The sequence below is a fragment of the Exiguobacterium sp. 17-1 genome, assembly GCF_023096305.1.
Lineage (GTDB): Bacteria > Bacillota > Bacilli > Exiguobacteriales > Exiguobacteriaceae > Exiguobacterium_A > Exiguobacterium_A sibiricum_A.
In genome coordinates, this window is record NZ_JALIGJ010000001.1 from 721,648 (window position 1) to 746,946 (window position 25,299).

The 25,299-nt window shown below is 47.8% G+C and carries 25 protein-coding genes, 1 other RNA gene and 2 other annotated features; of the genes, 23 read left to right on the forward strand and 3 right to left on the reverse strand.

The features are described 5' to 3' along the window. Positions 1-15 precede the first annotated feature (15 nt). The 5 genes from MUN34_RS03480 (at position 16) to MUN34_RS03500 (ending at position 6,678) form a co-directional block, all read left to right on the forward strand. On the forward strand, positions 16-2,214 hold the full coding sequence (locus tag MUN34_RS03480) for a RelA/SpoT family protein (RefSeq protein ID WP_026827831.1): 2,199 nt from the start codon (positions 16-18) through the stop codon (positions 2,212-2,214). Positions 2,215-2,227: 13 nt separating this feature from the next. Further along, positions 2,228-2,665 (forward strand): D-aminoacyl-tRNA deacylase, encoded by a 438-nt coding sequence (gene dtd, locus MUN34_RS03485; RefSeq protein ID WP_247856882.1) that lies wholly within the window; start codon positions 2,228-2,230, stop codon positions 2,663-2,665. 56 nt (positions 2,666-2,721) lie between these two features. Further along, positions 2,722-2,945 (forward strand) — a binding site (T-box leader). A 41-nt stretch (positions 2,946-2,986) separates the two neighbouring features. Then, positions 2,987-4,264, forward strand: a complete 1,278-nt coding sequence (hisS, locus tag MUN34_RS03490) for a histidine--tRNA ligase (protein ID WP_282104277.1) — start codon at positions 2,987-2,989, stop codon at positions 4,262-4,264. After that, the gene (aspS, locus tag MUN34_RS03495) at positions 4,264-6,030 is read left to right on the forward strand and encodes an aspartate--tRNA ligase (protein WP_247856883.1); all 1,767 of its coding nucleotides are present in this window, start codon (positions 4,264-4,266) and stop codon (positions 6,028-6,030) included. The genes hisS and aspS overlap by 1 nt, the downstream gene beginning before the upstream one ends. Positions 6,031-6,090: 60 nt before the next feature. Continuing rightward, the gene (locus MUN34_RS03500) at positions 6,091-6,678 is read left to right on the forward strand and encodes a DNA-3-methyladenine glycosylase (protein WP_247856884.1); all 588 of its coding nucleotides are present in this window, start codon (positions 6,091-6,093) and stop codon (positions 6,676-6,678) included. A 64-nt stretch (positions 6,679-6,742) separates the two neighbouring features. Here the strand turns inward: MUN34_RS03500 and MUN34_RS15890 are convergent, their stop codons facing one another. Then, the gene (locus MUN34_RS15890; protein ID WP_012370953.1) at positions 6,743-6,865 is read right to left on the reverse strand and encodes a hypothetical protein; all 123 of its coding nucleotides are present in this window, start codon (positions 6,863-6,865) and stop codon (positions 6,743-6,745) included. A gap of 141 nt (positions 6,866-7,006) precedes the next feature. On the opposite strand from MUN34_RS15890, the gene MUN34_RS03505 reads away from it, so the two are divergent. From MUN34_RS03505 to MUN34_RS03515, 3 genes are all read left to right on the forward strand, one after another. Beyond that, positions 7,007-8,209, forward strand: a complete 1,203-nt coding sequence (locus tag MUN34_RS03505; protein WP_247856885.1) for a DASH family cryptochrome — start codon at positions 7,007-7,009, stop codon at positions 8,207-8,209. Between the two features lie 67 nt (positions 8,210-8,276). Further along, positions 8,277-8,466: non-coding RNA, 6S RNA (ssrS, locus tag MUN34_RS03510), on the forward strand. Between the two features lie 98 nt (positions 8,467-8,564). Next, positions 8,565-9,329, forward strand: a complete 765-nt coding sequence (locus tag MUN34_RS03515) for a tRNA threonylcarbamoyladenosine dehydratase (RefSeq protein WP_247856886.1) — start codon at positions 8,565-8,567, stop codon at positions 9,327-9,329. 36 nt (positions 9,330-9,365) lie between these two features. Here the strand turns inward: MUN34_RS03515 and MUN34_RS03520 are convergent, their stop codons facing one another. After that, positions 9,366-10,679 (reverse strand): replication-associated recombination protein A, encoded by a 1,314-nt coding sequence (locus tag MUN34_RS03520; RefSeq protein WP_247856887.1) that lies wholly within the window; start codon positions 10,677-10,679, stop codon positions 9,366-9,368. A gap of 63 nt (positions 10,680-10,742) precedes the next feature. Between MUN34_RS03520 and cymR the strand changes: the two genes are divergently transcribed. The 4 genes from cymR to MUN34_RS03540 are packed head-to-tail and all read left to right on the forward strand — an operon-like array spanning position 10,743 to position 14,101. After that, entirely contained in the window at positions 10,743-11,150 is a 408-nt protein-coding gene (gene cymR / locus MUN34_RS03525) for a cysteine metabolism transcriptional regulator CymR (protein ID WP_026827839.1), read from the forward strand. A gap of 13 nt (positions 11,151-11,163) precedes the next feature. Further along, positions 11,164-12,294 (forward strand): cysteine desulfurase family protein, encoded by a 1,131-nt coding sequence (locus MUN34_RS03530; protein WP_247856888.1) that lies wholly within the window; start codon positions 11,164-11,166, stop codon positions 12,292-12,294. 12 nt (positions 12,295-12,306) lie between these two features. Further along, the gene (gene mnmA, locus MUN34_RS03535) at positions 12,307-13,431 is read left to right on the forward strand and encodes a tRNA 2-thiouridine(34) synthase MnmA (RefSeq protein ID WP_026827841.1); all 1,125 of its coding nucleotides are present in this window, start codon (positions 12,307-12,309) and stop codon (positions 13,429-13,431) included. Positions 13,432-13,444: 13 nt separating this feature from the next. Continuing rightward, positions 13,445-14,101, forward strand: a complete 657-nt coding sequence (locus MUN34_RS03540) for a tetratricopeptide repeat protein (protein ID WP_247856889.1) — start codon at positions 13,445-13,447, stop codon at positions 14,099-14,101. A 50-nt stretch (positions 14,102-14,151) separates the two neighbouring features. On the opposite strand, the gene MUN34_RS03545 is transcribed toward MUN34_RS03540, so the two are convergent. Beyond that, positions 14,152-14,700: a VOC family protein gene (locus tag MUN34_RS03545; RefSeq protein WP_247856890.1), complete on the reverse strand. Its 549-nt coding sequence runs from the start codon at positions 14,698-14,700 to the stop codon at positions 14,152-14,154. 117 nt (positions 14,701-14,817) lie between these two features. Here MUN34_RS03545 and recD2 point away from each other — a divergent pair, with 117 nt between their 5' ends. The 11 genes from recD2 to mtnN all read left to right on the forward strand — a co-directional run bounded on the left by recD2 (position 14,818) and on the right by mtnN (position 25,214). Continuing rightward, positions 14,818-17,043: an SF1B family DNA helicase RecD2 gene (gene recD2 / locus MUN34_RS03550; RefSeq protein WP_247856891.1), complete on the forward strand. Its 2,226-nt coding sequence runs from the start codon at positions 14,818-14,820 to the stop codon at positions 17,041-17,043. A gap of 42 nt (positions 17,044-17,085) precedes the next feature. After that, positions 17,086-17,303 (forward strand) — a binding site (T-box leader). Positions 17,304-17,363: 60 nt separating this feature from the next. Next, a complete protein-coding gene (gene alaS, locus MUN34_RS03555; RefSeq protein WP_247856892.1) occupies positions 17,364-20,006 on the forward strand; it encodes an alanine--tRNA ligase in 2,643 nt (880 codons plus the stop codon). Positions 20,007-20,040: 34 nt separating this feature from the next. Continuing rightward, positions 20,041-20,310, forward strand: a complete 270-nt coding sequence (locus tag MUN34_RS03560) for an IreB family regulatory phosphoprotein (RefSeq protein ID WP_026827846.1) — start codon at positions 20,041-20,043, stop codon at positions 20,308-20,310. Further along, positions 20,307-20,729, forward strand: a complete 423-nt coding sequence (gene ruvX, locus MUN34_RS03565; protein WP_026827847.1) for a Holliday junction resolvase RuvX — start codon at positions 20,307-20,309, stop codon at positions 20,727-20,729. The genes MUN34_RS03560 and ruvX overlap by 4 nt, the downstream gene beginning before the upstream one ends. A gap of 12 nt (positions 20,730-20,741) precedes the next feature. Then, positions 20,742-21,029 (forward strand): DUF1292 domain-containing protein, encoded by a 288-nt coding sequence (locus MUN34_RS03570; RefSeq protein ID WP_026827848.1) that lies wholly within the window; start codon positions 20,742-20,744, stop codon positions 21,027-21,029. After that, positions 21,016-21,309 (forward strand): DUF1292 domain-containing protein, encoded by a 294-nt coding sequence (locus MUN34_RS03575; protein WP_026827849.1) that lies wholly within the window; start codon positions 21,016-21,018, stop codon positions 21,307-21,309. The genes MUN34_RS03570 and MUN34_RS03575 overlap by 14 nt, the downstream gene beginning before the upstream one ends. Before the next feature lie 81 nt (positions 21,310-21,390). Continuing rightward, positions 21,391-22,539, forward strand: coding sequence for an endolytic transglycosylase MltG (gene mltG / locus MUN34_RS03580; RefSeq protein WP_247856893.1), 1,149 nt, complete (start codon positions 21,391-21,393; stop codon positions 22,537-22,539). A 72-nt stretch (positions 22,540-22,611) separates the two neighbouring features. Further along, on the forward strand, positions 22,612-23,253 hold the full coding sequence (locus MUN34_RS03585) for an O-methyltransferase (RefSeq protein ID WP_026827851.1): 642 nt from the start codon (positions 22,612-22,614) through the stop codon (positions 23,251-23,253). Between the two features lie 20 nt (positions 23,254-23,273). Continuing rightward, positions 23,274-23,921: a uridine kinase gene (gene udk, locus MUN34_RS03590; protein ID WP_026827852.1), complete on the forward strand. Its 648-nt coding sequence runs from the start codon at positions 23,274-23,276 to the stop codon at positions 23,919-23,921. A gap of 56 nt (positions 23,922-23,977) precedes the next feature. Then, the gene (greA, locus tag MUN34_RS03595) at positions 23,978-24,451 is read left to right on the forward strand and encodes a transcription elongation factor GreA (protein WP_012370935.1); all 474 of its coding nucleotides are present in this window, start codon (positions 23,978-23,980) and stop codon (positions 24,449-24,451) included. Between the two features lie 58 nt (positions 24,452-24,509). Next, entirely contained in the window at positions 24,510-25,214 is a 705-nt protein-coding gene (gene mtnN, locus MUN34_RS03600) for a 5'-methylthioadenosine/S-adenosylhomocysteine nucleosidase (protein ID WP_026827853.1), read from the forward strand. Positions 25,215-25,299 lie beyond the last annotated feature (85 nt).

The following is a 25,299-nucleotide window of genomic DNA, read 5'->3' on the forward strand; positions in this document are numbered from 1 at the left end:
GGGTGAGGATAAGGGATGACAAATAAACAAATCGTAAATGTAGAAGACCTTCTCGCTCGATGTGCGGAGTACATGACAGAGGCAGAAGTCAAAGATATCGAACGTGCCTATCAATTCGCAAAAGACGAGCATGACGGACAATTTCGTCGATCGGGTGAACCTTACATCATTCATCCCGTTCAAGTAGCGGGGATACTAGTGGATATCGGTTTGGACGCGACAACGATCGTTGCCGCACTTCTTCACGATGTCGTCGAGGACACCGATATTACGCTGGAAGAACTGACAGAACAGTTTGGAGCAGATGTCACGATGCTCGTCGATGGTGTGACGAAGCTTGGTAAAATCAAATACAAATCGAAGCGTGAAGAACTGGCTGAGAATCATCGGAAGATGTTCATCGCGATGGCAGAAGATATTCGAGTCATCTTGATTAAGCTGGCCGACCGTTTGCACAATATGCGGACTTTGCAACATATGGTCAAAGAGAAGCAAGTTCAAAAAGCGGAAGAGACGCTCGAAATCTTTGCACCGCTTGCTCATCGTCTCGGGATTTCGACGATCAAATGGGAACTTGAAGACATTAGTCTGCGTTACATCAATCCACAACAGTACTACCGGATTGTCTCGATGATGAAACAAAAACGGACGGAACGGGAAGCTCTCGTCACGTCTGTCATCGATGAAGTTAATGAGGTCCTCGAAGAAGTCGAGATTGCGGCTGAGGTTGATGGTCGTCCGAAACATATCTATTCCATCTACAACAAGATGCAAAACTCGAAAAAAGAGTTCAGTGAGATTTATGACTTGATGGCCGTCCGAATCATCGTCGATTCCATCAAGGATTGTTATGCGGTACTCGGGATCATTCATACGCAATATAAACCGATGCCCGGCCGCTTCAAAGATTATATTGCGATGCCTAAACCAAACATGTACCAGTCGTTGCATACAACGGTCATCGGGCCGAAGGGTGAACCCCTTGAAGTGCAAATTCGGACACGCGATATGCACTTCATCGCCGAGTACGGAATTGCCGCGCACTGGGCTTACAAAGAAGGGAAAGAGCAGGAAGCAAAATCAGGTTTTGAAGATAAAATCGCCCATTTCCGTGAAATCTTAGAACTCCAAAAAGATACGGCGGATGCCGAAGAATTCATGGAATCGGTTAAAGTCGATTTCTTCAGCGATATGTTATACGTTTTCACACCAAAAGGAGACGTCATCGAGTTGCCGAAAGGTTCGGTCCCGATTGATTATGCGTACCGGATTCATACGGAAATCGGACACCGCACGATTGGCGCGAAAGTCAACGGACGGATGGTTCCGATCGATTATAAGCTCAAGACCGGTGACATCATCGAAATCGTGACATCGAAGCACAGTTACGGTCCAAGTAAGGACTGGCTGAAGATTTGTGTATCGAGCCAGGCGAAAAACAAAATCCGTCAATGGTTCAAACGCCAGCAACGGGAAGAAAACGTCTCGAAAGGCCGCGAATTGATTGAGGCGGAAGTCAAAAAACTTGGTTTTGAACCAAAAGAAGTCATCAACGAGAAAACACTTGAAGATGTGACGCGGAAGTTCAATTTTTCTCAAGAGGAAGATATGTATGCGGCAGTCGGCTATCATGGATTGACCGCGGCTCAAGTCGCTCATAAATTGACGGAAAAATTGCGCAAAGATAAAGAGTCTAAAAATCTTGAGTTGAACGAAGCCATCAGCGAGATGAAGACGTTTGACCGGCCGAAGAAACAAAATCCGGAAGGCGTTCGTGTCAAAGGCATTGACAATATGCTGGTTCGCATGAGCCGTTGCTGTAACCCGGTTCCGGGTGACGACATCGTCGGGTACATTACCCGCGGCCGCGGTGTTTCGATTCACCGGTCGGATTGTCTGAACGTCATTCATGAACAGAATCCGGAACGGTTGCTTGAAGTCGAGTGGGAACACGAAGGAAAAACAGTGAAGAGTTATAACGTCGAAATCGAAATTTCCGGTTTTGACCGGGCAGGTCTGTTAAATGATGTCCTCCAATCGGTGTCCGCGATGAATACGAATATCGTAGCTGTCAGCGGTAAAGGGGACGACAGCAAACAGGCGAAGATTTCGATGACGATTGCGATCGATAACGTCAATCACCTGCAAAAGGTCGTTGATCGGATTAAACAGATATCAGACGTATATGCTGTGCATCGCGTCATGATGACATAAGGAGCGGATAGAAATGCGAGTCGTATTACAACGGGTCAAAGAAGCAAGCGTGACGGTCGAAGGGACAGTTACCGGTCAAATCGATCAAGGATTTCTTTTACTCGTCGGGGTCACGCATGACGATACGCTGGAGCAAGTCAACTGGTTGGCGGACAAGATTGCCGGTTTACGTGTGTTCGAGGATGAAGAAGAACGGATGAACCTCTCGCTTCAGGGTGTCGAAGGAAAGATTTTATCGGTCTCCCAGTTCACCTTATACGGAGACGTCAAAAAAGGCCGTCGTCCTGCCTTTACGGAAGCGGCAAAACCGGATCTTGCCAATGAGCTGTATGAAGCGTTTAACGCGCGTTTACGTCAGCAAGGAATTGTCGTCGAGACAGGGCAGTTCGGAGCGATGATGGACGTTGCACTGGTCAATGATGGACCGGTCACGTTGATTCTGGAAAAGTGACCAAAGTCTTGACAGGATCTTTTGAACGAGGCAATATAAAGGATAACAGAACGAATTAAGAACCGATGACGAAGAAGAGTAATTTAGATCTCGGCTGCATAGAGAGTTGCCCCTCGGCTGAAAGGGTGATCAGACGAACTAGATGAAAGACCCTTTTGAGGTATTTTCCTGAAACGAACAGAGTAGGGGAAATCGTAGGCAGGCGTTAACTGCACCGAGTGGCTGAGAATTTTCAGCAACCAGGGTGGTACCACGGGATCTTCAAGTTCTCGTCCCTTTGCGGACGAGGACTTTTTTTGTATTCAAAAAGGAGGAATTAGGATGAAATTACCACGCGGAACGTTTGATGTACTTCCGGGTACAGTAGAACGTTGGCAGTATATTGAAAACCAATTGCGGGAGATCAGTAAACGGTACAACTATAAAGAAATCCGGACACCGATCTTTGAAGAAACAGAGTTGTTCAAACGGGGTGTCGGTGAAACGACGGACATCGTTCAAAAAGAGATGTTCATGCTTGAAAAACGCGGGAAGGAACAATTTACGCTTCGTCCGGAAGGGACAGCAGCCGTCGTACGGTCATTCGTGACGAATAAACTCTACGGCGCCGCCAATCAGCCCGTCAAACTTTTTTATATCGGACCGATGTTCCGCTATGAACGTCCGCAAGCCGGACGATTCCGCCAGTTGCACCAATACGGTGTCGAGGCACTCGGCAGTGAAGAACCAGCAATCGATGCAGAAGTGATCAGTCTTGCGATGAGCATTTACCGCTCGTTTGGTCTGAAAAAACTGAAACTCGTCATCAACTCACTCGGAGACAGCGAAAGCCGTGCCGCGCACAGAGAAGCACTGGTCAATCACTTCAAGCCGGTCGCCCACGAGTTATGCCAGGATTGTCAAAATCGTCTAGAAGCGAATCCGCTCCGTGTACTCGATTGTAAAGTCGACCGCAATCACCCGAGTATGGCGACAGCACCGTCAATCCTCGACTTCTTGAACCCGGCTTCAAAAGAATACTTCGATCAAGTCTTGTTACACTTGGATGCACTCGGGATCGAATACGTGATTGATCCGACACTTGTCCGAGGACTTGATTATTACAATCACACGTCGTTTGAGATCATGTCGGAAGCAGAAGGTTTCGGAGCCATCACGACGCTTTGCGGCGGTGGACGCTATAACGGACTCGTCGAACAAATCGGCGGACCGGCAACACCGGGAATCGGATTTGGAATTGGGATTGAACGTCTGTTGATGGCACTTGAAAATGAAGGTGTCCTGCCAGAAATCGATGATACGATTGATGTCTTTATCGTCGCTCAAGGGAATGAAGAAGTCGAAAAAACGGCGACACGCCTGTTGCAACTGATGCGTCTGGAAGGACTTGCCGCTGACCGTGATTATCTCGGACGGAAGTTCAAAGGACAATTCAAAGCAGCCGATCGGCTGAAAGCCCGCTTCACCGTCATTCTAGGAGACGAAGAAGTCGAACGTGGAGCAGCTGCATTAAAAGACATGTCGACTGGTGAACAGATTGATGTGCCATTATCAGCTGTCGCCGATACGATTGTCGCGAAATTAAAGGAGGAAGCATAATGATCGGACGTACACACATGAACGGAACCGTAACAGAAGAAACAATCGGCCAAGCCGTTCAATTAAAAGGATGGGTTCAAAAACGACGTGACCTTGGAGGATTGATTTTCCTCGACTTACGTGACCGGACCGGTATCGTCCAAGTCGTCTTCCAACCGGAAAACGAACAGGCGCATCGCCTGGCGGAATCGATTCGTTCGGAATACGTGCTCGACATCAAAGGGACAGTCATCAAGCGTGAAAATCCGAACCCGAACATTCCGACCGGACAAGTGGAAGTCGTCGCAGACGAAGTCATCATCTTGAATGCTTCGAAAATGACGCCGTTCCCGATCAGTGAAGAAGCTGAACAGACGTCAGAAGATCTTCGTCTGAAATACCGTTACCTCGATCTTCGCCGTCCGTCGTTACAAGAGACATTCCGTTTGCGTTCGAAAGCCTCGAACATCATGCGGAACTTCCTCGACGAACAGGACTTCCTCGAAGTCGAGACACCGATTTTAACAAAATCGACACCGGAAGGCGCACGGGATTATTTGGTTCCGAGTCGTGTCCATCCGGGTGAATTCTATGCATTGCCACAATCACCGCAGTTGTTTAAGCAATTGCTGATGGTCTCGGGCTTTGAGCGGTACTTCCAAATTGCACGTTGTTTCCGTGACGAAGACTTACGGGCCGACCGTCAGCCGGAATTCACACAAGTCGATATCGAAACGAGTTTCATGGACGTGGAAGACTTGTATGCGATGATGGAGTCGATGATGACACGTGTCATGAAAGAGACGCTCGAAAAAGATATTACGACACCGTTCCCGCGGATGCCGTATGCAGAAGCGATGAGCCGGTTCGGTTCAGATAAACCGGATACGCGTTTTGGTCTTGAATTGATCGATGTCGCAGAAGCAGTCACGGGAGCCGGATTTAAAGTCTTTGATATGGCACTTGAATCAGGCGGCGAAGTTAAAGCATTGAACGTCAAAGGGGCAGCAGATCAGTTCTCCCGTAAAGACATCGATAAATTACAAGAGTTCACAGCGATTTATGGAGCGAAAGGTCTCGCTTGGGTCAAAGTAACGGCAGACGGACTGAACGGTCCAATCGCGAAGTTCTTTGATGAGACAGCGACAGCACGACTCGTTGAAGCGACGGCAGCGGAAGCCGGTGACTTACTTGTTTTCGTAGCAGCAAAAGCATCTATCGTTGCTGACAGCCTCGGTGCTCTGCGCCAAAAACTCGGTAAAGAACTCGGCTTGATTGACGAAACGGTCTTCAACTTCCTTTGGGTAACGGACTTCCCACTCGTGACGTTCGAAGAAGCAGACGGTCGTTTTTATGCGAACCACCATCCGTTCACGATGCCACGCCGGGAAGATCTCGACAAACTCGAGACAGACCCGGGCAGCGTCCTTGCCGTAGCCTATGACCTCGTCTTGAACGGGTATGAGCTCGGTGGCGGATCACAACGGATTTACGAACGTGATATTCAAGAGCGGATGTTTAAACTGCTTGGCTTCACGGAAGAAGAAGCAAACGAACAGTTTGGCTTCCTGATGGAAGCATTCGAGTACGGGACACCGCCGCACGCGGGTATCGCACTCGGTCTTGACCGTCTGATCATGCTGCTTGCTGGCCGGACGAACTTACGTGATACGATTGCGTTCCCGAAAACAGCTTCGGCAAGCGATCTGCTGACAGCGGCACCGAGCCCGGTTTCAGACGCACAACTGAACGAACTGTCGATTCGGACAGCCGTTAAACAATCATAATACCAACAGATTTCCTTCAGTCATGAGGGGAATCTGTTTTTTTATGGAGGGGGATTGGAGATGGAACGCACCTTTTTTGAACGGTCACCAGTTGAGGTGGCACCGGAACTGTTAGGGAGTCTGTTGACGGTCGACGAGGTCACGATGCGGATTGTCGAAGTGGAAGCGTATCTCGGACCGCACGATCAAGCCGCCCATTCCTACAGTGGGCGACCGACGAAACGGACGGCACCGATGTTTGGACCGGCGGGACACATATATGTGTATTTCACGTATGGTATGCACCATTGCCTGAACATCGTCTGCGGAGAGATTGGTCAAGGGTATGCCGTATTACTGCGCGGCGCGGAGGTTATCAGCGGACATGATCTCGTTGCCGAACGGCGATTTGCAAAATCATACGCGACATTAACCAAAGCTGAACAAAAAAACTTAGTCAACGGTCCGGCTAAGTTGTGCCAAGCATTTGGTTTGACGACAGAAGATTCGGGTGTGGATTTGTACAGGGATGAACGCTTTCAGATCGAAGTGGGGGAAACGGGGAACATCATTCAGACGACCCGGATCGGAATCCCAAATGCCGGGGAAGCGACGAAATATCCGTGGCGTTTTTACGAATCCGGCAGCACCGGCGTAAGTAAAAAATAAAACATCTTTTGGGAACGAAATGAGGGGGAACGGATTTGATATCCGCTCCCCCTCATATGTTAGTTCATCGTTTTGGTGTATTGATTGATTTTTTAGATTGCTGTTTTTTATAGAATTTGTAGACGATCGGTCCGACCGTCGTAGCCAGCGTGATTAATGTTCTTAATTTACCTTTTTTAGCAGCCATGAAATGATTCACTCCTTAGTAAGTTGTATTATTCATATTCCACGAAAACAAAAAATCAAAACCTTTTCAGCACATCGATCGTTTGCGGAGAGGAAGAAGATTGAGATAGTACGGGTAAGGGATAACAAAGGAGTGAGTGACATGGCAGGAGTCGTTTGGTATCGAAATGATTTACGGGTCGACGATCATGAAGCGTTAACACAGGCCTGTTCCGAGCAAGACAAGGTTCGGGCAGTCTTTATTCAACAAGAAACAGAGCAGCGTGGCCAGCAACAAGTCATCTTTGAACAAGAGACGTTGCATGCCTTACGAAATCATTTAGAACAACTCGGCATCGAACTGACGATTTTACAAGGGGAGACAGTCGAACAACTGACATCGTTTGTTCAACAGGATGACGTCGTTTATTTTCACCGGATGACGGGTGAGTACGAAGCACGACAGGAAAACGCAGTGCAAGAACGTTTTACCACGCGAATGTATGAGACCCAGACGCTTCATCTCCGGGAAGATATCGGCAGTGACGAACTGAAACGTGTTTTCACGGCGTTCCGGAAAAAAGTTGAGTATGACGGCCGCTTTGCGGATCCAATCGAAGCACCGGGGGAAGTTCGGTATATTGAACCACCACAAACGAGAGCAGGCTATGACCCGCGAACCGCGTTCCCGTTTATGGGAGGAGAGTCGGCAGGTCTGGACCGGTTAGCCGCGTATTTGGAACGGCCGATTTTTACCTACAAAGAAACACGAAACGGCTTTGACGTTGATGATTCTTCCAAACTGTCCGCCTGGCTTGCCAACGGTTCACTCTCCCCACGGCGTGTCATGGCAGAGCTGCAAAGGACGGAACGGGAACACGGTGCGAATGAATCGACCTACTGGTTGTATTTCGAATTGTTATGGCGCGACTTTTTCCATTTGACGATGCGCGAGACGGGACACCGACTGTTTCGTTCTAATGGATTACGGGACGGGCATATGACGTGGAAGACGGATCAAGCAGCAATTGATTCCTGGATCGCAGGCGAGACGGGTGAACCGTTTGTTGATGCGTTCATGCGGGAAATCAAGGAAACCGGCTGGATGTCGAACCGGGGACGTCAGATTACGGCCAGTTATCTGATTCATGAGTTAAAGCAGGATTGGCGGATCGGCGCACGATACTTTGAACAGCAGTTGATTGATTACGATGTTGCCTCCAATTACGGGAACTGGGCTTATATCGCGGGAGTCGGAAATGCAACCCGGACACCCCGGTTTAATCCTGAATTTCAACAACAAAAATATGATCCGGACAAAGCATTTATCCGACGCTGGATGTCAAGCGAAACGACTGAAAAATGACCAAATTTTAAGAGTCAGAACCAGTTGCATTTCGATAAGGGGAATGCTATATTAAATGCAACAGATGGGGTTCCTGAGATGTACGAGAGCCGCCTTTTATCTTTGAGCCACTCTTTTTTGATAGGGAGTTTGACGTTCCAACTAGTAGTACATGCCTCGTAACACAGCAGGAGGACGTACGAATAGGAATCGGATAAGACACCCACCTGCGCAGCAGGTTCAAAAATAAGGTATCGACACGGCACTTCGGGTCCCATCGTTTCTTTTTTTAGATGAATCACACTATACGTCGCATGACGTTTTTTTTTATGATATAATTCCGAGTAAAACAGTATGAGTATTGTGAGGTTATGAGATGTTAAATCAATTTTCACGTAATGAATTAGCAATCGGTAAGACCGGACTTGACGCATTGGCATCCAAGTCTGTTGCGATTTTAGGAATCGGCGGCGTCGGTTCGTTTTCGGCGGAAGCCCTGGCCCGCAGTGGCGTCGGCCGTTTGATTCTGGTTGATAAAGATGATATTGATATCACGAACGTCAACCGTCAGATTCATGCTTTGTTACCGACAGTCGGCCAACCGAAAGTCGATGCAATGGCAGATCGTTTGATGCAAATCAATCCGGATTTAGAAATTGTCCGCTTGAAAATGTTCTACAACGAAGAAACGTACGAATCCTTTTTCGCAGAAAATCCGGATTATGTCATTGATGCTTCGGATACAGTATCGTTTAAGATTCACTTGATCAAAGAATGTAAACAACGTCAAATTCCAATCATTTCGAGCATGGGAATGGCGAACAAGATGGACCCGACACGAATCAAGATCGTTGATATTAAAGATACGAGTTACGATCCGCTCGCAAAAGTGATCCGGACGCGCCTGCGTAAGGAAGGGATCCATAAAGGAGTCCCGGTCGTCTTTTCGGATGAACCACCGGTCAAGATCATCGAAGAAGTCCGCCAAGTCGTTGGTAACGATGAAGCGTTTATTCGGAAAGCCAAAATGCCGCCGAGTTCAAACGCGTTTGTTCCGTCGGTTGGTGGATTGATTGCGGCAAGTTATGTCATCAATGAGATTGTCCGGGAAGCTGGCGTCATCATCGAACGTGTCCGTTAAAAAAAGCGACCTGCTGAGGTCGCTTTTTCTCATCGTTTACGGTTGTTTTTTCCAAAAATCGAGTCGTGCCTGTAATTGTTTTTCGAATCCGCGTGGACTAGGCTTGTAAAAAACCGGCTTGGTTCGTGCCAGATTTTCCGGCCAATAGTTCTGTTTGACATACGCATGTGGAAACTGGTGCGGATATTTGTATTCGACACCATTGCCAAGCGCTGCAGCACCGGCATGATGGGCATCCCGTAAATGCGGGGGAACCGGACCGCCGTCTGATCGACGAACGAGTTCAAGCGCCTGATCAATCGCGGTAATGACAGTGTTTGATTTCGGAGCCGTCGCGAGATACAGCACGGTTTCGGCGAGTGGAATCCGTGCCTCCGGAAAACCAATGTATTCGCAGGCCCGGGCGCAGGCATCAACAAGCAACAATGCTTGCGGATCGGATAATCCGATATCTTCTGCCGCATGGACGTAGAGTCGGCGGACGATGAAACGCGGGCTTTCCCCGGCTTCAATCATGACCGCAAGCCAGTAAAGGGCAGCGTCGGGATCTGAGCCGCGAATCGATTTGATGAAGGCCGAGATGACATCATAATGCCGGTCTCCGTCTTTATCGTATTTCAACGCTTTTTGTTGAATCGATTCTTCGGCCACCGCAAGATCAATCGTGATTTCACCGTCGATTTCCGGTGTTGTCAGAACTGCGAGTTCGAGTGCGTTGAGAAGCGCCCGGTAATCGCCGTCCGAGAGCTTGACATAATGATCGACGGCTTCCTCGGTGACGGTGATGGGATACTTGCCGAGACCACGGTCTGCGTCTTGCAACGTCCGGTGTAAGACAACCCGCAAATCGTCCGTCGTCGGTGTTTCAAACCGAAAAACGGTCGCCCGGGATAACAGGGCAGCATTGACTTCGAAGCTCGGGTTTTCCGTTGTCGCGCCGATCAATGTGATCGTGCCGGCTTCAAGGGCAGGCAGTAAGGCGTCTTGTTGCATTTTATTGAAACGGTGGATTTCATCTAAAAATAAAATAGTTTTTTGTTGGTCAAACTGTAAACGGGATTCCGCTGCTTTTAAGACTTCGCGCAACTGATCAAGTTTTGCCGTGACGGCATTTAATTGTTCAAACGCCGATTTCGTATAACTTGAAATGACACGGGCAAGCGTCGTTTTTCCGGTTCCCGGTGGTCCGTAAAAAATAACGGTCCCAAGCCGGTCAGCGAGAATGGCCCGGCGTAACAAGGTCGATTCTCCGATCAAATGGCGTTGCCCAACGATTTCGTCCAGTGATTGAGGGCGCATCCGATTGGCAAGCGGCCCGGCCGGAGAATGTGATTCAAATAAATTAGCCATAGGTAGCGTTCCTTCTTTCAACTTTTAGCTACTACTATACTAGAAAGGATGTCTTTTCGCATGATGAAAATCTCGACAAAAGGACGTTATGGTCTGACAATCATGATTGCACTCGCCAAAGGAGGCGAGGCAAAGCCATTGTCTTTAAAGAAAATTGCGCAGATGTATGATCTGTCCGAGCACTACCTGGAGCAATTGATTGCTCCGCTCCGAAACGGCGGTCTCGTCAAAAGTGTCCGCGGAGCATATGGTGGATATAAATTAGGCCGTTCAGCCGAAGACATTACAGCAGGGGATATTATCCGTCTGCTCGAAGGTCCACTTGTCGTTGTCGAAGGCGATAACTGTGACGAAGTGACGAAACGGAAATTGTGGGATAAAATTCAAAGTGCCGTCGATCAAGTTTTGGATACGACGACATTAAAAGATTTAGCCGAAGAAGACGACACAGGTTATATGTTTTATATATGAGAGGTGAAAAACGATGATGTATTTTGATCACGCTGCAACGACGCCGATGCGGCCCGAAGTGTTGGACAAGATGACGCCTTACATGCTCGAACAATTCGGGAATCCATCAAGCGTCCACGCATTCGGACGAACAGGGCGGGCTGCGATTGATACGGCACGACGAATGATGGCAACGGAATTGAACGCAAAACCAACAGAAATCATCTTTACGAGCGGTGGCACGGAAGCAGATAACTATGCCATCATCGGTGCTGCCATGCAGTACCAGCCGAAAGGCCGTCATGTCATCACAACACGGTTTGAGCACCATGCCGTGCTCCATGCCTTCGAGGAACTGGAGAGACGGGGATTTGACGTGACGTATCTCGATATTCCTGAGTCCGGTATCGTGACGGAAGAATCCTTACGTGCGGCTGTTCGGCCGGATACAATTTTAGTATCCATCATGTTCGGAAATAACGAAGTCGGAACGGTCCAGCCGATTGCGGCATGTGGTCGCTTCTTGCGGGAACAACAGATTGTGTTCCATACGGATGCCGTTCAGGTATTTGCGAAGTCACCGATTGATGTGGAAGCGATGCACATCGATTTGTTGTCGGCATCGAGTCATAAAATCAATGGGCCAAAAGGCGTCGGATTGTTATATGTCCGTTCTGCTATCAAGTTAGCTCCTCAATCGTATGGAGGGGAACAGGAACGGAAGCGCCGTGCCGGAACCGAAAACGTCGCCGGCATCGTCGGGTTTGCGGAAGCCGTCCGGTTGACGGCAAAGGAACGGGAGAAGCAGGCTGAACAGTACCAACTGTTACGGACGACCTTGCTTGAACGGCTTCGAACTTCAACGATAGAGTTTGAAGTCAACGGGGCAGAAGGCTTGCCACAAGTCATTAACCTGTATTTCCCGAATGTCGAAATTGAACCATTTTTAATTATGCTCGATATGCGTGGGATTGCCGTTTCAAGCGGAAGTGCCTGTACGGCAGGATCGGTTGAGCCATCGCATGTCTTGTCAGCGATGTACGGTGAAAATCAGCGGACGAAACAATCGGTCCGGATCAGTTTTGGGCGGGGAAATGATGAGGCACAAGTCGAACTGCTCGCACAAGGCCTGATAGATGTCGTAAAATCGTTTCAGAACAATTAAGAGGTGAAAACAATGAACACACGCGCAAAAGCACCGGAGGAAACAACGGTCGTCGTCGGGATGTCCGGCGGTGTTGATTCTTCCGTTACGGCTTATTTATTAAAAGAACAAGGATACAACGTCATCGGGATTTTTATGAAGAACTGGGACGATACAGATGAAAACGGATTTTGTACGGCAACGGAAGATTACGAAGATGTCATCGCCGTCGCCAATCAAATCGGCATTCCGTATTACGCAGTCAATTTCGAAAAAGAGTACTGGGACAAAGTCTTTACGTATTTCTTGGATGAATATAAACTCGGCCGGACACCGAATCCGGACGTCATGTGTAATAAAGAAATTAAATTCAAAGCATTTCTTGACCATGCGATGCGCCTAGGAGCAGACTTTGTTGCGACGGGGCATTATGCTCGTGCCGTGTACGAAGACGGCGAGCATAAATTATTGCGCGGCGTCGATACAAATAAGGATCAAACGTATTTCCTGAACCAACTGTCACAGGATCAAATCGCTAAAGCGATGTTCCCAATCGGACACATGGAAAAATCAGAAGTGCGGAAAATCGCGGAAGAAGCGAACCTTGCGACAGCGAAGAAAAAAGACTCGACCGGCATTTGTTTCATCGGGGAACGAAACTTCAAACAGTTCCTCAGTCAGTATCTGCCGGCGCAACCGGGTGAAATGCGGACACTTGACGGCAAAACGATGGGGCGTCATGACGGTCTGATGTATTACACGATGGGACAACGTCATGGTCTTGGAATTGGTGGAGACGGAGAACCGTGGTTCGTCGTCGGGAAAAACTTAAAAGAGAATATCTTATTCGTTGAGCAAGGATTCCATAATGAATTGCTTTACTCAGAAGGATTATATGCCTCTGATATCAGCTGGACGGCAACGATGCCGGTCGGAACAGAATTCCGTTGTACAGCGAAGTTCCGTTACCGTCAAACGGATACACCGGTCACGGTTCGTATCCTTGACGGCGGACGTTTAGACGTCGCGTTTGACGAACGGCAACGGGCGATTACTCCCGGACAAGCCGTCGTCTTTTATGACGGAGATGTCTGTCTCGGCGGAGCAACGATTGACGATGCCTACAAAGCAGGTCAAGCATTAACGTATCTTGCATAAGGGAGAGATTGGGATGAATTACAACGAAGTCGGATTCCGCCATTTAGAATCCGGTAATTATGAATTGGCGGCTCAAGCTTTTAATGATGCCATTGAAGAACAGCCGAACGACCCGACCGGTTACGTCAATTTGGGGACATTACTCCAGTCGATGGACGATGCCGACCGGGCACTCCGGTTTTACGATAAAGCCTTGACGATTGATCCGACGTTCGCCAGTGCCCATTATGCCAAAGGGGCGTTATACTTCTCGGCGGATTTATTGGTAGAGGCGGAAGAGTCGTTACGTCTTGCTTTGCTGCACGGACTCGATGATGCCGATCTCCATTTCATGCTCGGTCTGACGTATCAAAAACTCGGGGATCCGGTTCGGGGGATTCCGCGTTTGAAACAGGCGACGGAACTGAACGGGGTCGATGTCGAAATCGCCTTCCAGTACGGTCTTGCCCTTGCTCAGAACGAGCAGATCGAAGAAGCGGCAGAAATTTTCGAACAAGTTCTGTTGCTCGAAGAAACGCATACGGATGCCCGTTATAACTATGCCATCGCACTGGCCTTTTTAGGTCAGCAGGAAGCGTGTTATACGGAACTTGAAACCGTTCTTGCCTATCAGCCGAACCATACGCTGGCGAAGGATGCGAAAGCGAAGATGGATGCCTTGTTGAACTAAAAAAAAGCGTTGCGACCGATGAACATATCGGTTTCGCAACGCTTTTTTAGTTAATGACCAACTTCACGTACAATCCGTAACGGTGGACCGGAAAAATCTTCATACGCTTCGTCCATGTTTTTAGTGTACAGTTCGATAACATTTTGTTCCGTATCTTTAAAATAAGCGGAGTATTCCTTGTCATTTGATGTCTCCTGCTCATCCCATTCACGAATCTTGACATCAATTGCAGCAGTACGTAACAGGTCAAGTGCTTCATTAAATTTGTTTTTCTCGATATAAAAAGCGCAATGAACGTGGACTCCGCCCTCATCATACAGGCTGTCCCACTTTGTGACAGGAAGGTGTTTGACTGTCCGTTCTTCCATTGTAAAATCACGTTTGAGCCAAAGGCCGAGACGGGTATTTCCCCCAATGTATAACCATGTCGCCCAGACCCCGTCCTGCTTTTCCTGTTCATGACTCGGCTCCGCATCTTCCGGCGCCCACTGTTCGACAATCGGGATACCGAGCGTTCCATTCCAGAAGGCAACAGCCCGTTCCATATCTTCAACCTCCAGTACTAATTCACACAATCCGGCAATTGGCAGTCGTCCCATGAATTATTCCTCCATTCAATTATTGATTCAAGAAATGTTTCCCTCATTTAAAATCCCTTAAACGAATGCTATGATTGGAACAGCGTAACGGAGTTCAGACAGAAAGCAGGTGGAGTGATGGAGCACCCCCATCAAGTAGTCGGTCGTATTAAACGTGTGCTTTTTTCCTCCGAAGAAGAAGCCCATTCCATCGTTTTGATGGCGATAAAAGAAAAAAACTTTGAATTAAAAGAAACAGAGCTCGTCGTCACAGGAACCGGTGTCGGAATCGAACTCGGCGGAACGTATCAAGCGTTCGGACGATTGGTTGATCATCCGCGATTTGGTAAACAATTAAAAGCAGAGTTAATCCGGCGATCGGTCCCGATGACGAAACACGCAGCTGTCCGTTTTTTGACGAATGGTTCGTTTACCGGCATTGGTCCGAAAACAGCGAAAAACATCGTCGATGCTCTTGGTGAAGATGCCATCGATATCATCTTAAAAGACAGCAAGGCACTTGACCGTGTCCCTGGACTGAAACAAAAACAGGCTGATGTCATTTTCAGTCGACTCGCGACCTTATACGGTGTCGATCAACTGATGCTTTTTTTAGCCCCGTTTGATGTCACCCCGAAACTTGCGGCAAAGATTTATGCTGCATACGAGGGGGATGCGATGGCGAGAATTCGTGAAAATCCTTATTCTTTGATGTACGAGGTCAGTGGCATCGGTTTTAAGACAGCCGATCAAATCGCCTCGCATCTAGGGCTTGTCGGCTTGCATCCGGAAAGGGTCGCAGCGTCCATCATGCATATACTGGAACAGGAAGCGGGAGAGGGGCATGCGTTTGCGACCGTCGAATCGCTGTTGCAACGGGCACCCCGTCTGCTCGGAGAAGATCCGGGCGAACGCCTCGAACAAGCCATCGAACTGTTGTTGACCGAAGATAAGGTGAAACTCGAAGAAGGCTGTTTGTATTTGCCGACGATTTTTTATGCGGAAGTCCGGGCGGCGAAAGAGTTGGCCCGCGTCATGGCAAACGGAGCGGAACAAGAAGTCGATGTCGCAACGATTCTGTCAGCCATCGGTCAACTGGAAGAACGGTTTGGGATGGAATATGCGGTCCAACAACGGGAAGCCATCGAACTAGCTGTCAAAGCTCCGTTGATGGTCTTGACAGGTGGTCCCGGTACCGGGAAGACGACCGTCATCAAAGGGATTTTACACGCGCTTCAGGAAATTCATGATTGGCCGCTTGAGAAAAGTCAGGTCAAGTCGGGTGAGGTCTATCCGTATGTGCTTGTCGCTCCAACCGGCCGAGCGGCAAAACGGTTGTCGGAAGCGACGGACGTTCCGGCGATGACCATTCATCGTTTGTTGAAATATGACGGGTCGAACTTTCAATTGGATGAAGACCAACCAATCACAGGTAAGGTGCTGATCATTGATGAATCATCCATGATCGACATTTATCTGTTATCGAGTCTGTTACGAGCAGTACCGAACGGAATGAAGATTTTATTTGTCGGCGACCGTGATCAACTGCCGTCGGTCGGTCCGGGACAAGTCCTGGCTGATTTAATGGACACAGACGGCATTCCGGTCGTTCGGCTCAATGTCGTTCACCGGCAAGCCGAAGATTCCTCGATTCTTCGACTGGCTCACGATTTGAAAAATCGGGTCACGTCAGCTGACTTGCTTGCACCGTTATCCGACCGGCGGTTTTATTCGCTCGCCCCGCAGGAGTCGTTACGCGGCATCGCCGCCTTTGCGGAAAAAGCGTTGGCGAAAGGGTATTCGAAGTTTGACGTTCAAATCCTGGCGCCGACGTATCGTGGACAAGTAGGGATTGATGAATTGAACATCGTCCTGCAACAGGTCTATAATCCGGAAGCTCCTAAAAAACGGGAAGTCAAACAGGGAACGCGAATTTACAGGAGTGGAGATAAAATTCTTCAGCTCGTTAACAATGCGGAAGAAAATGTCTATAACGGAGATATCGGCGAAATCGTTAACATTTTTTTTGCGAAGGAAAATGTCGACAAGGTGGATAAAATCATTGCCCGGTTTGATCAGACGGAAGTCGAATACAACCGCAGTGAATGGGATCAATTCACGCATGCCTATGCGATTACAATCCATAAAGCGCAAGGATCGGAGTTTCCGATTGTCCTGATGCCGGTCTTTTTCACCGGAGCCTTCAAACATTCCCGCAATCTCATCTATACGGCTGTCACACGGGCGAAAGCCAGTTTGTTGTTGTTCGGAGATCCCCGTGCCTTTTATAAAGCTTCGCAAGAGGAAGAACCACGTCGGCGGACACGGCTTATTGAAAGACTCGGCGGTATGACAAAGACTTGACTGAATGCACCAGATAGGTAATAATCACGGTAGATGAATGGACGCAAAACGTTGATGGAAGATAAGTAAGTCGCAATCTTCATGACCAGAGAGAGATGGATCTGCTGCAACCATCTTCGTGACGATTCGATTGAAGCTCCTTCCGGAGTCGAGTGCAAACACTTGCGGGTAATCTCCGTTAACGGATTTTTCGAGGTAAAGAGAGCACATGTCTTTACGAACGAGGGTGGTACCACGAAAGCGATGCTTTCGTCCCTTTTCAGGGATGAATGTATCGTTTTTTTGCGTTCAGGATAAATTAATCAATGGGGGTATTTTCGATGAAACCATTAAAACCGTTGACGGGTGCACAAATCCGTCAGATGTATCTCGACTTTTTCCAATCTAAAGGACATGCAATCGAACCAAGCGCATCCCTTGTTCCGATTGAAGATCCAACATTACTGTGGATCAACTCGGGTGTCGCTACGTTAAAAAAATATTTTGATGGACGGGTCATTCCGCAAAATCCACGGATTGTCAACGCGCAGAAATCCATCCGGACGAACGATATCGAAAACGTCGGGAAGACAGCACGTCACCATACATTCTTTGAAATGCTTGGAAACTTTTCTGTCGGCGACTACTTCCGTGAAGATGCAATCAAATGGGGCTGGGAACTCTTGACGAGTGACGAATGGTATGGACTTGATCCGGACCGTCTTTCCGTGACGATTCATCCGGAAGACGACGCAGCACGTCAAATCTGGCTTGAACTCGGTGTGCCGGCTGAACGTATCATTCCGCTGGAAGATAACTTCTGGGAAATTGGTGAGGGTCCTTCAGGTCCGAACACAGAGATTTTCTTCGACCGCGGACCGGCTTTCGGCGACGATCCGAACGATTCTGAATTGTATCCGGGCGGCGAAAACGAACGGTATCTCGAAATCTGGAACATCGTGTTCAGTCAATATAATCATGATGGACACGGCAATTACACGGAGTTACCGCGTAAAAACATCGATACCGGGATGGGTCTTGAGCGGATGGCGAGCGTCATGCAAGATGTGCCGACGAACTTTGACACGGACTTGTTCATGCCGATCATCCATAAGACAGAAGAACTCAGCGGTAAACTTTACCGTGAAGACACAAAACTGGATGTCGCGTTCAAAGTCATTGCTGATCACATCCGGACGGTTGCCTTTGCAATCGGAGACGGTGCGTTGCCTTCGAACGAAGGACGCGGTTATGTCTTACGCCGCCTGCTTCGTCGTGCTGTCCGTTATGCAAAAATGCTCGGAATCGAACGTCCGTTCATGTACGAGCTCGTTGATACAGTCGGTAGCGTCATGGTCGATTTCTATCCACAAGTTCCAGAAAAAGCAGATTTCATCAAACGTGTCATTAAAAACGAAGAAGAACGATTCCACGAGACGTTACATGATGGTCTTGCCATCTTAAACACCGTGGCACAAGCAGCGAAGAGTAACGGTGAACACGTCATCAGCGGAGAAGATGCCTTCCGTTTGTATGATACGTATGGTTTCCCGCTCGAATTGACGGTTGAATATGCGGAAGATCATCAGATGTCTGTCGATGAAGAAGGATTTAAACGGGCAATGGATGAGCAACGGAAGCGTGCTCGTGCTGCCCGTGAAGACGGCGGTTCGATGCAACAACAGTCGGAAGTGTTAGCAACGTTGACTGTTCCGAGCCAGTTCATTGGTTATACGGACCTTGAGACGGATGCTAAAATCATTGCTTTGTTGCATGATGGAGAACGAGTGACGGAAGTCGCTGCCGGCGAAGAAGCACAATTGTTGCTTGATATTACACCGTTTTATGCAGAAAGCGGTGGAGAAGTGGCGGACACAGGAACCATTACAGGTCCTGATTTCGTCCTTGATGTCAAAGATGTTCAAAAAGCACCGAACGGTCAAAACCTGCATACCGTTATTGTTCGGACGGGGATTGCTTTGGCAGATGCGACAGTTCATGCAACAGTCGAAGCGTCGTCACGTCAAGCCATCACAAAGAACCATACTGCAACCCACCTGTTGCACAAAGCATTAAAAGATACACTCGGGACACACGTCAACCAAGCCGGTTCACTCGTTTCGGCAGATCGTCTCCGGTTTGACTTCTCGCACTTCGGAGCAGTCACGGCTGAAGAATTAACAACCATCGAACAGGATGTAAACCAAGCAATTTGGGCATCACTTGCAGTCGAGATTGAAGAGATGAACATTGCTGATGCGAAAGCAAAAGGTGCAATGGCCCTGTTTGGTGAAAAATACGGTGAGACGGTTCGTGTCGTTTCGGCTGGAACATATTCGATCGAATTATGTGGCGGAATCCACGTCCGCAATACGGCAGAAATCGGTCTGTTCAAGATTGTTTCCGAATCAGGAATCGGAGCTGGAACACGACGGATTGAAGCCGTCACGGGCGCTGGAGCATACCATGTGATGAACGGTCACCTGCAGACACTCGAGCAGGCAGCACGTGTCCTGAAAACGAAGACGACTGAGGTGCCGGGACGGATCGAGGCACTTCAAGTCCAACTTCGCGAAACAGAACGTGCGCACGAATCATTACAAGCAAAACTTGCAAACATTGAAGCAGCATCATTGAAAGAGGATGTCGAGCAAATCAATGGAGTGCAAGTCCTTGCGAAGCAAGTCGATGTCTCGGATATGGATGCACTTCGCGGTATGATGGATGAACTGAAGTCAAGTCTCGGCTCGGCGATCATCGTCCTCGGTAGTGCGCAGGGAGATAAAGTCAACCTCGTTGCAAGTGTCTCAAAAGACTTGATCGATCAAGGATACCATGCAGGTAAATTGATTAAGGAAGTAGCGACGCGTTGCGGCGGCGGTGGCGGTGGTCGTCCGGACATGGCACAGGCTGGCGGAAAAGATCCTGCAAAATTAAACGAAGCTCTTGCGTTTACTTCACATTACGTGCAATCACTGGCATAATAGAGAAGTAGTGTAAATGAAAGAGGTGATTAACGTGAGTCAGATGGATCAAACGATGAAATTTAATTTTCCAGAAGACGATAGCCAGGCGGCAACACGCGAAGTACTGCTGACGGTTTATCATGCTTTAGAAGAAAAAGGCTATCATCCGATCAACCAAATCGTCGGATATCTACTTTCCGGTGACCCTGCTTACATTCCTCGTCATAACGATGCACGTAATATGATCCGAAAGATTGAGCGTGATGAACTACTGGAAGAACTCGTGAAATCTTATCTATCGGAGAGTGGAGACAAAAAATGAAGCGTGCCATCGGACTTGATGTCGGTTCGAAGACGATTGGTGTTGCGGTGAGTGATTTGATGGGCTGGACAGCACAAGGCATTGAGACCATCAAATGGACAGAACCTGAATATCCAGTCGCCTTCAAGCGACTCGAGGCAATTATTAAGGAATACGGTGTCGAGATCATCGTCATCGGACATCCAAAAAACATGAATGGGTCGATTGGTCCTAGAGCTGAGGCGAGTGAAGCGTTTGCGCGTGAAATCGAGACGCAGACAGGGCTTTCGACCGTTCTTGTCGACGAGAGATTGACGACGATGCAGGCAGAACGGATGCTGATCGATGCCGATGTCAGTCGAAAAAAACGGAAACAAGTCATCGATAAGATGGCAGCAGTCATGATCCTACAATCCTATTTGGATCGGGCAAATCGATAAGGAGGAAATGAGATGTCTGAAGAAAAACGGCAGTATCTCTTTCCTGATGAAGACGGTGGCGAACATCTTTTCGAAGAGTGGTACCGTTATGTCAGTGAGCGAACCGGCAAGACCTATCTATTTCTCGAAATGATTGGTCATCCGGAAGAGGGAGCAGATGATTTAATCATTTGTGAAATCGACGAGTTTGGCGAAGGCGAAGATGATTTTGAATTGAGCCTGATTGATGAAGACGATGAGCAGACTTGGGATGAACTTGAGGCTGCATTAAAGGAGCGGATGAATGATGCAACAGAATGAACCTACACATTACGTAATTCCCGATGGAGAAGGTAATGAATTTAAATTTGCCGAGCGTTTACGGTATGAAAGCCCACGCTCAAGCAAAACATATATTTTCCTTGAGCCAGTCGGCGCGGATTATGATGAAGCAGAAGAAGTTGATATCTTTGTTTATGAGTTAGAAGAATATGGTGATGGGGATGATGACTTCAACCTCGTTCCGATCGCAGAAGACGATGCAGAAACTTGGGATGAAATTGAAGAAGTTTTCAATACATTAGAAGACGAGCTTGACTAAACCGACTCGTGTATAAGGTGGTGTCGTCAGAGCAATAGCTCTTTCGATATCACCTTGTTTTAAGAGAAGAAGGAGGAACCGATGGAGAATGAATGGAAGAAAAATGCTGAAATCGAACAGAAACGTCGCCGGACATCGCGCCGGATTACGTTAATCATCCTTTCAGTATTGTTCACGATTTTCTTAGTAGCAGGAGCAGCCATCTACATCTTTTTAAAGAGTTCACTCGAGCCGGTCAACGAAGAGGCGACGAAGTCCGTCAAGGTCGAAATTCCTTTAGGCGCCGGAACAGGCACGATTTCAAGCATTCTCAAAGAAAAAGATTTAATCGCGAACGAAACGATTTTCCGCTATTATGTCCGCTATAAGAATGAATCGTCATTCCAAGCCGGGACATACACATTGACCCAAGCGATGACACCGGATGAAATCATCAATGAGTTGAAGACCGGAACCATCATGAAAGCGGCAGATGTTAAAATTACGATCCCTGAAGGAATCACGATGGATCGCCAAATTGCCATCATTGCGAAGGCAACCGGTTTTAAAGCTGACTCCATCCGAAAATCATTGACGGATGAGGCGTATATCAAGACATTGATTGACAAGTATCCGATGTTAACGGATGAAGTGACGAAGCAGGGAGTCCTCTATTCGCTCGAAGGATATCTTTTCCCGGCGACGTACGAATTCGATAAAGGAAAAAGCATCAATCAAATTACTGAAACGATGTTAGATGAGATGGAAAAGATTTATGATGCGAATGCCGATGCGATTAAGAAATCAGGCATGACCTTCCATGAAGTGTTGAGTCTCGGATCAATGGTCGAGCGGGAAGCCGCGACACCAGAAGATCGCCGTGAGATTGCCGGTGTCTTTACGAATCGCCTCAACGACGGAATGAAACTCCAATCGGATCCGACGGTCTGGTATGGCACAGGAGAAAATACGGCATTGACGACGTTAAAGGATTTAGAGAACAATTCGAAATACAATACGTACAAATACGAAGGTATTCCGATTGGTCCGATTTCAACGGTCAGTAAAGATTCAATTCTTGCCGTCCTTAATCCGAAAAAGACGAAATATGTTTATTTCTTTGCCCGACCACCAAGTGATAAAAATCCACGAGGTCAAATTCTTTATGAGGAAACCTATGAGGAACATCAACGTAATGTTGTGAAGTATAAACCGGAATGGGTCGAATACGAAGCAAGTAAAGAGCAATGAACAGGGGGTTGATCGGGAACGGTATGTTCGTTCCCGGTCAACCTGTTTATGCGCAGAAGGAGTGAATTCCGAATGAATGATTTTACAGCGTATGTCGAAGGGATGATTCGACCACGTGATCCCTTGCTACAGGAAATGGAAGCATACGCGAAAGAGCACCACATTCCAATCATTGAACTGACGGGATCGGAAGTTTTATTATCGTTGTTGACGTTACAACAACCGAAACGAATCCTCGAACTCGGAACAGCGATTGGTTACAGTGCGATTCGGATGGCCCGCGCCTTACCGGATGCCCGGATTACGACCGTTGAACGAAATGCGAAACGATACGCTGAAGCTAAGATGTTCATTGAACGTTCAGACGTCGCAGACCGGATTGACATCGTTTTTGCTGATGCAGTAGAATTAGCCGAAACCCTTGAACAGCAGTTCGATGCCGTATTCATCGATGCGGCGAAAGGACAGTATAAAAAATTCTTTAACGGTTATGGGCGATTGGTGCCAATAGGCGGAGTTTTATATACGGATAACCTGTTTTTACACGGGGATGTCCTTGAGACAGATCCCAAGACTTTTGACCGGAGAAGACGACGGCTTGTCCGTCTGGTCAAAGAATTCACAGTATGGATGATGGAGCAAGACCAATATGATACGACGATTTTCCCACTTGGAGACGGTGTGTCCGTCAGTCGGAAAGTGAAGTCAGAATGAATGATGGAGGTACGAATTCAATGCAAAAACCGGTTGTAATTGGTGTGGCTGGAGGTACAGGTTCAGGAAAGACGACGGTCGCACGGTCACTTGTCGACGCATTCCCGAGTGAATCCATCGTCATGATTGAGCAGGATGCTTACTATAAGGATCAAAGTGAATTATCGATGGAAGAGCGTTACCAAACGAACTATGATCACCCGTTTGCCTTTGATAACGATTTGCTGATCGAACATATTAAGGCACTGCGAGAAAATCAGGCTGTTGAAAAACCGGTCTACGATTACGTTGCCCATACACGGGCAACGGAGACGATTCCACTTGATCCACGTGATGTCATCATCGTTGAAGGTATTTTAGCGCTTGAAGACGAACGTTTACGGGAATTGATGGATATTAAAGTCTTCGTTGATACAGATGCAGATGTTCGGATCCTGCGCCGGATGCAACGCGACATGAATGAACGGGGACGGTCGATTGATTCCGTCGTCGAACAGTATACGAAGGTCGTCCGTCCGATGCATCTCCAGTTTTGTGAACCAACAAAACGGTATGCAGACATCATTGTTCCCGAAGGTGGCGAAAACCACGTAGCAATCGATTTACTGGTCACGAAGATTCGGGCGATTCTCGATTATCGGTCTGCACTCGATCAAAGAGGATATTGATTCCAAAAAAGATGTGAATATACTATACTAGTGGAATAAAAAGGAGCGTGACAAAAATGGCAGAAAAACAGTATTACATGACGCTTGAAGGTAAAGCGAATGTTGAAAACGAATTAAACGAACTGAAGTCAGTCCGCCGTAAAGAAGTTGTCGAAAATATTAAGATTGCCCGTTCATTTGGTGACTTGTCGGAAAACGCGGAATATGATTCAGCGAAAGAAGAACAAGCAATGGTTGAAGGCCGGATTGCTCAACTCGAAGAGATGTTACGCAACGTCGCCATCATCTCGGAAGATGAGAAGGATATCTCAGTCGTTGGTATCGGGACGACAGTTACATTCTTGATCCTTGAAGACAATGAAGAAGAAACGTATACGATTGTCGGCAGTGCAGAAGCCGATCCGTTCACTGGAAAAATCTCGAACGAATCACCGATTGCTAAAAGCCTGTTTGGCCATAGCGTCGGGGAGCAAGTATCCGTTCAAGCACCCGGCGGAGATTTCGCTGTAAAAATTACATCAATCAAGTAAATAAGAACGGACAGCAGCCGGAGCAATCCGGTTTTCTGTTTGAATGGGGGAAAAAGACATGCCAATCGCAATCATCGGAGCGATGGAAGAAGAAGTAAACTTACTTCGAAATGAATTATCAGAACGAAAAGATACCGTCATTGCCAACTATCATTTTTATGAGGGATTGTTGAACAGTGTCCCGGTCGTCATCTTAAAATCCGGTATCGGAAAAGTAAATGCCGCAATCGGAACGACGTTGTTGCTTGATCATTTCAAGCCAAGTGCCGTCATCAATACTGGTTCGGCTGGCGGATTTAGAGCCGGTCTAAAAGTCGGTGATGTTGTTGTTTCGACGGAAGTCCGTCACCATGATGTCGACGTGACGGCGTTTGGTTACGAATATGGTCAAGTCCCAGGAATGCCCGCTGCCTATACAGCCGATCCAAAATTGATTGCAACAGCGGAAGCCGTCATTGAACGGATGGACGCGATTCGAGTCGTTCATGGTTTAATCGTGACAGGTGATTCTTTCATTCATGACACAGAACGTTCGAACGTCATTAAAACGAACTTCCCGGATGTCGCGGCAGTTGAGATGGAAGCAGCACCGATTGCGCAAGTTTGTCATCAATTTAACGTTCCTTTCGTCGTGACACGTTCGATTTCTGACAGTGCTGATGAAGAAGCTTCATTATCATTTGATGAATTCTTAGAGATTGCTTCGATTAATTCAGCGAAGATGGTTATGGAAGTCGTCCGCACATTAGCCGATTCAGAGTAATCTGGATTACGTGAAAGAAGGTCTCTCAACGGGAGACCTTCTTTTGTCTTTGACAAAATCGTTTTAACGCTTTATATTAGTACCA

Bases quoted from the DNA above. Each gene is read 5' to 3' on its own strand.
- MUN34_RS03480 (WP_026827831.1), top strand. From the start codon at position 16: ATGACAAATAAACAAATCGTAAATGTAGAAGACCTTCTCGCTCGATGT.
- MUN34_RS03505 (WP_247856885.1), top strand. From the start codon at position 7,007: ATGGCAGGAGTCGTTTGGTATCGAAATGATTTACGGGTCGACGATCAT.
- MUN34_RS03540 (WP_247856889.1), top strand. From the start codon at position 13,445: ATGAATTACAACGAAGTCGGATTCCGCCATTTAGAATCCGGTAATTAT.
- MUN34_RS15890 (WP_012370953.1), bottom strand. From the start codon at position 6,865: ATGGCTGCTAAAAAAGGTAAATTAAGAACATTAATCACGCTGGCTACG.
- dtd (WP_247856882.1), top strand. From the start codon at position 2,228: ATGCGAGTCGTATTACAACGGGTCAAAGAAGCAAGCGTGACGGTCGAA.
- hisS (WP_282104277.1), top strand. From the start codon at position 2,987: ATGAAATTACCACGCGGAACGTTTGATGTACTTCCGGGTACAGTAGAA.
- udk (WP_026827852.1), top strand. From the start codon at position 23,274: ATGCAAAAACCGGTTGTAATTGGTGTGGCTGGAGGTACAGGTTCAGGA.
- mltG (WP_247856893.1), top strand. From the start codon at position 21,391: ATGGAGAATGAATGGAAGAAAAATGCTGAAATCGAACAGAAACGTCGC.
- MUN34_RS03570 (WP_026827848.1), top strand. From the start codon at position 20,742: ATGTCTGAAGAAAAACGGCAGTATCTCTTTCCTGATGAAGACGGTGGC.
- MUN34_RS03545 (WP_247856890.1), bottom strand. From the start codon at position 14,700: ATGGGACGACTGCCAATTGCCGGATTGTGTGAATTAGTACTGGAGGTT.
- recD2 (WP_247856891.1), top strand. From the start codon at position 14,818: ATGGAGCACCCCCATCAAGTAGTCGGTCGTATTAAACGTGTGCTTTTT.
- ruvX (WP_026827847.1), top strand. From the start codon at position 20,307: ATGAAGCGTGCCATCGGACTTGATGTCGGTTCGAAGACGATTGGTGTT.
- MUN34_RS03500 (WP_247856884.1), top strand. From the start codon at position 6,091: ATGGAACGCACCTTTTTTGAACGGTCACCAGTTGAGGTGGCACCGGAA.
- MUN34_RS03520 (WP_247856887.1), bottom strand. From the start codon at position 10,679: ATGGCTAATTTATTTGAATCACATTCTCCGGCCGGGCCGCTTGCCAAT.
- mnmA (WP_026827841.1), top strand. From the start codon at position 12,307: ATGAACACACGCGCAAAAGCACCGGAGGAAACAACGGTCGTCGTCGGG.
- MUN34_RS03515 (WP_247856886.1), top strand. From the start codon at position 8,565: ATGTTAAATCAATTTTCACGTAATGAATTAGCAATCGGTAAGACCGGA.
- alaS (WP_247856892.1), top strand. From the start codon at position 17,364: ATGAAACCATTAAAACCGTTGACGGGTGCACAAATCCGTCAGATGTAT.
- mtnN (WP_026827853.1), top strand. From the start codon at position 24,510: ATGCCAATCGCAATCATCGGAGCGATGGAAGAAGAAGTAAACTTACTT.
- MUN34_RS03585 (WP_026827851.1), top strand. From the start codon at position 22,612: ATGAATGATTTTACAGCGTATGTCGAAGGGATGATTCGACCACGTGAT.
- greA (WP_012370935.1), top strand. From the start codon at position 23,978: ATGGCAGAAAAACAGTATTACATGACGCTTGAAGGTAAAGCGAATGTT.
- aspS (WP_247856883.1), top strand. From the start codon at position 4,264: ATGATCGGACGTACACACATGAACGGAACCGTAACAGAAGAAACAATC.
- MUN34_RS03575 (WP_026827849.1), top strand. From the start codon at position 21,016: ATGCAACAGAATGAACCTACACATTACGTAATTCCCGATGGAGAAGGT.
- cymR (WP_026827839.1), top strand. From the start codon at position 10,743: ATGAAAATCTCGACAAAAGGACGTTATGGTCTGACAATCATGATTGCA.
- MUN34_RS03530 (WP_247856888.1), top strand. From the start codon at position 11,164: ATGATGTATTTTGATCACGCTGCAACGACGCCGATGCGGCCCGAAGTG.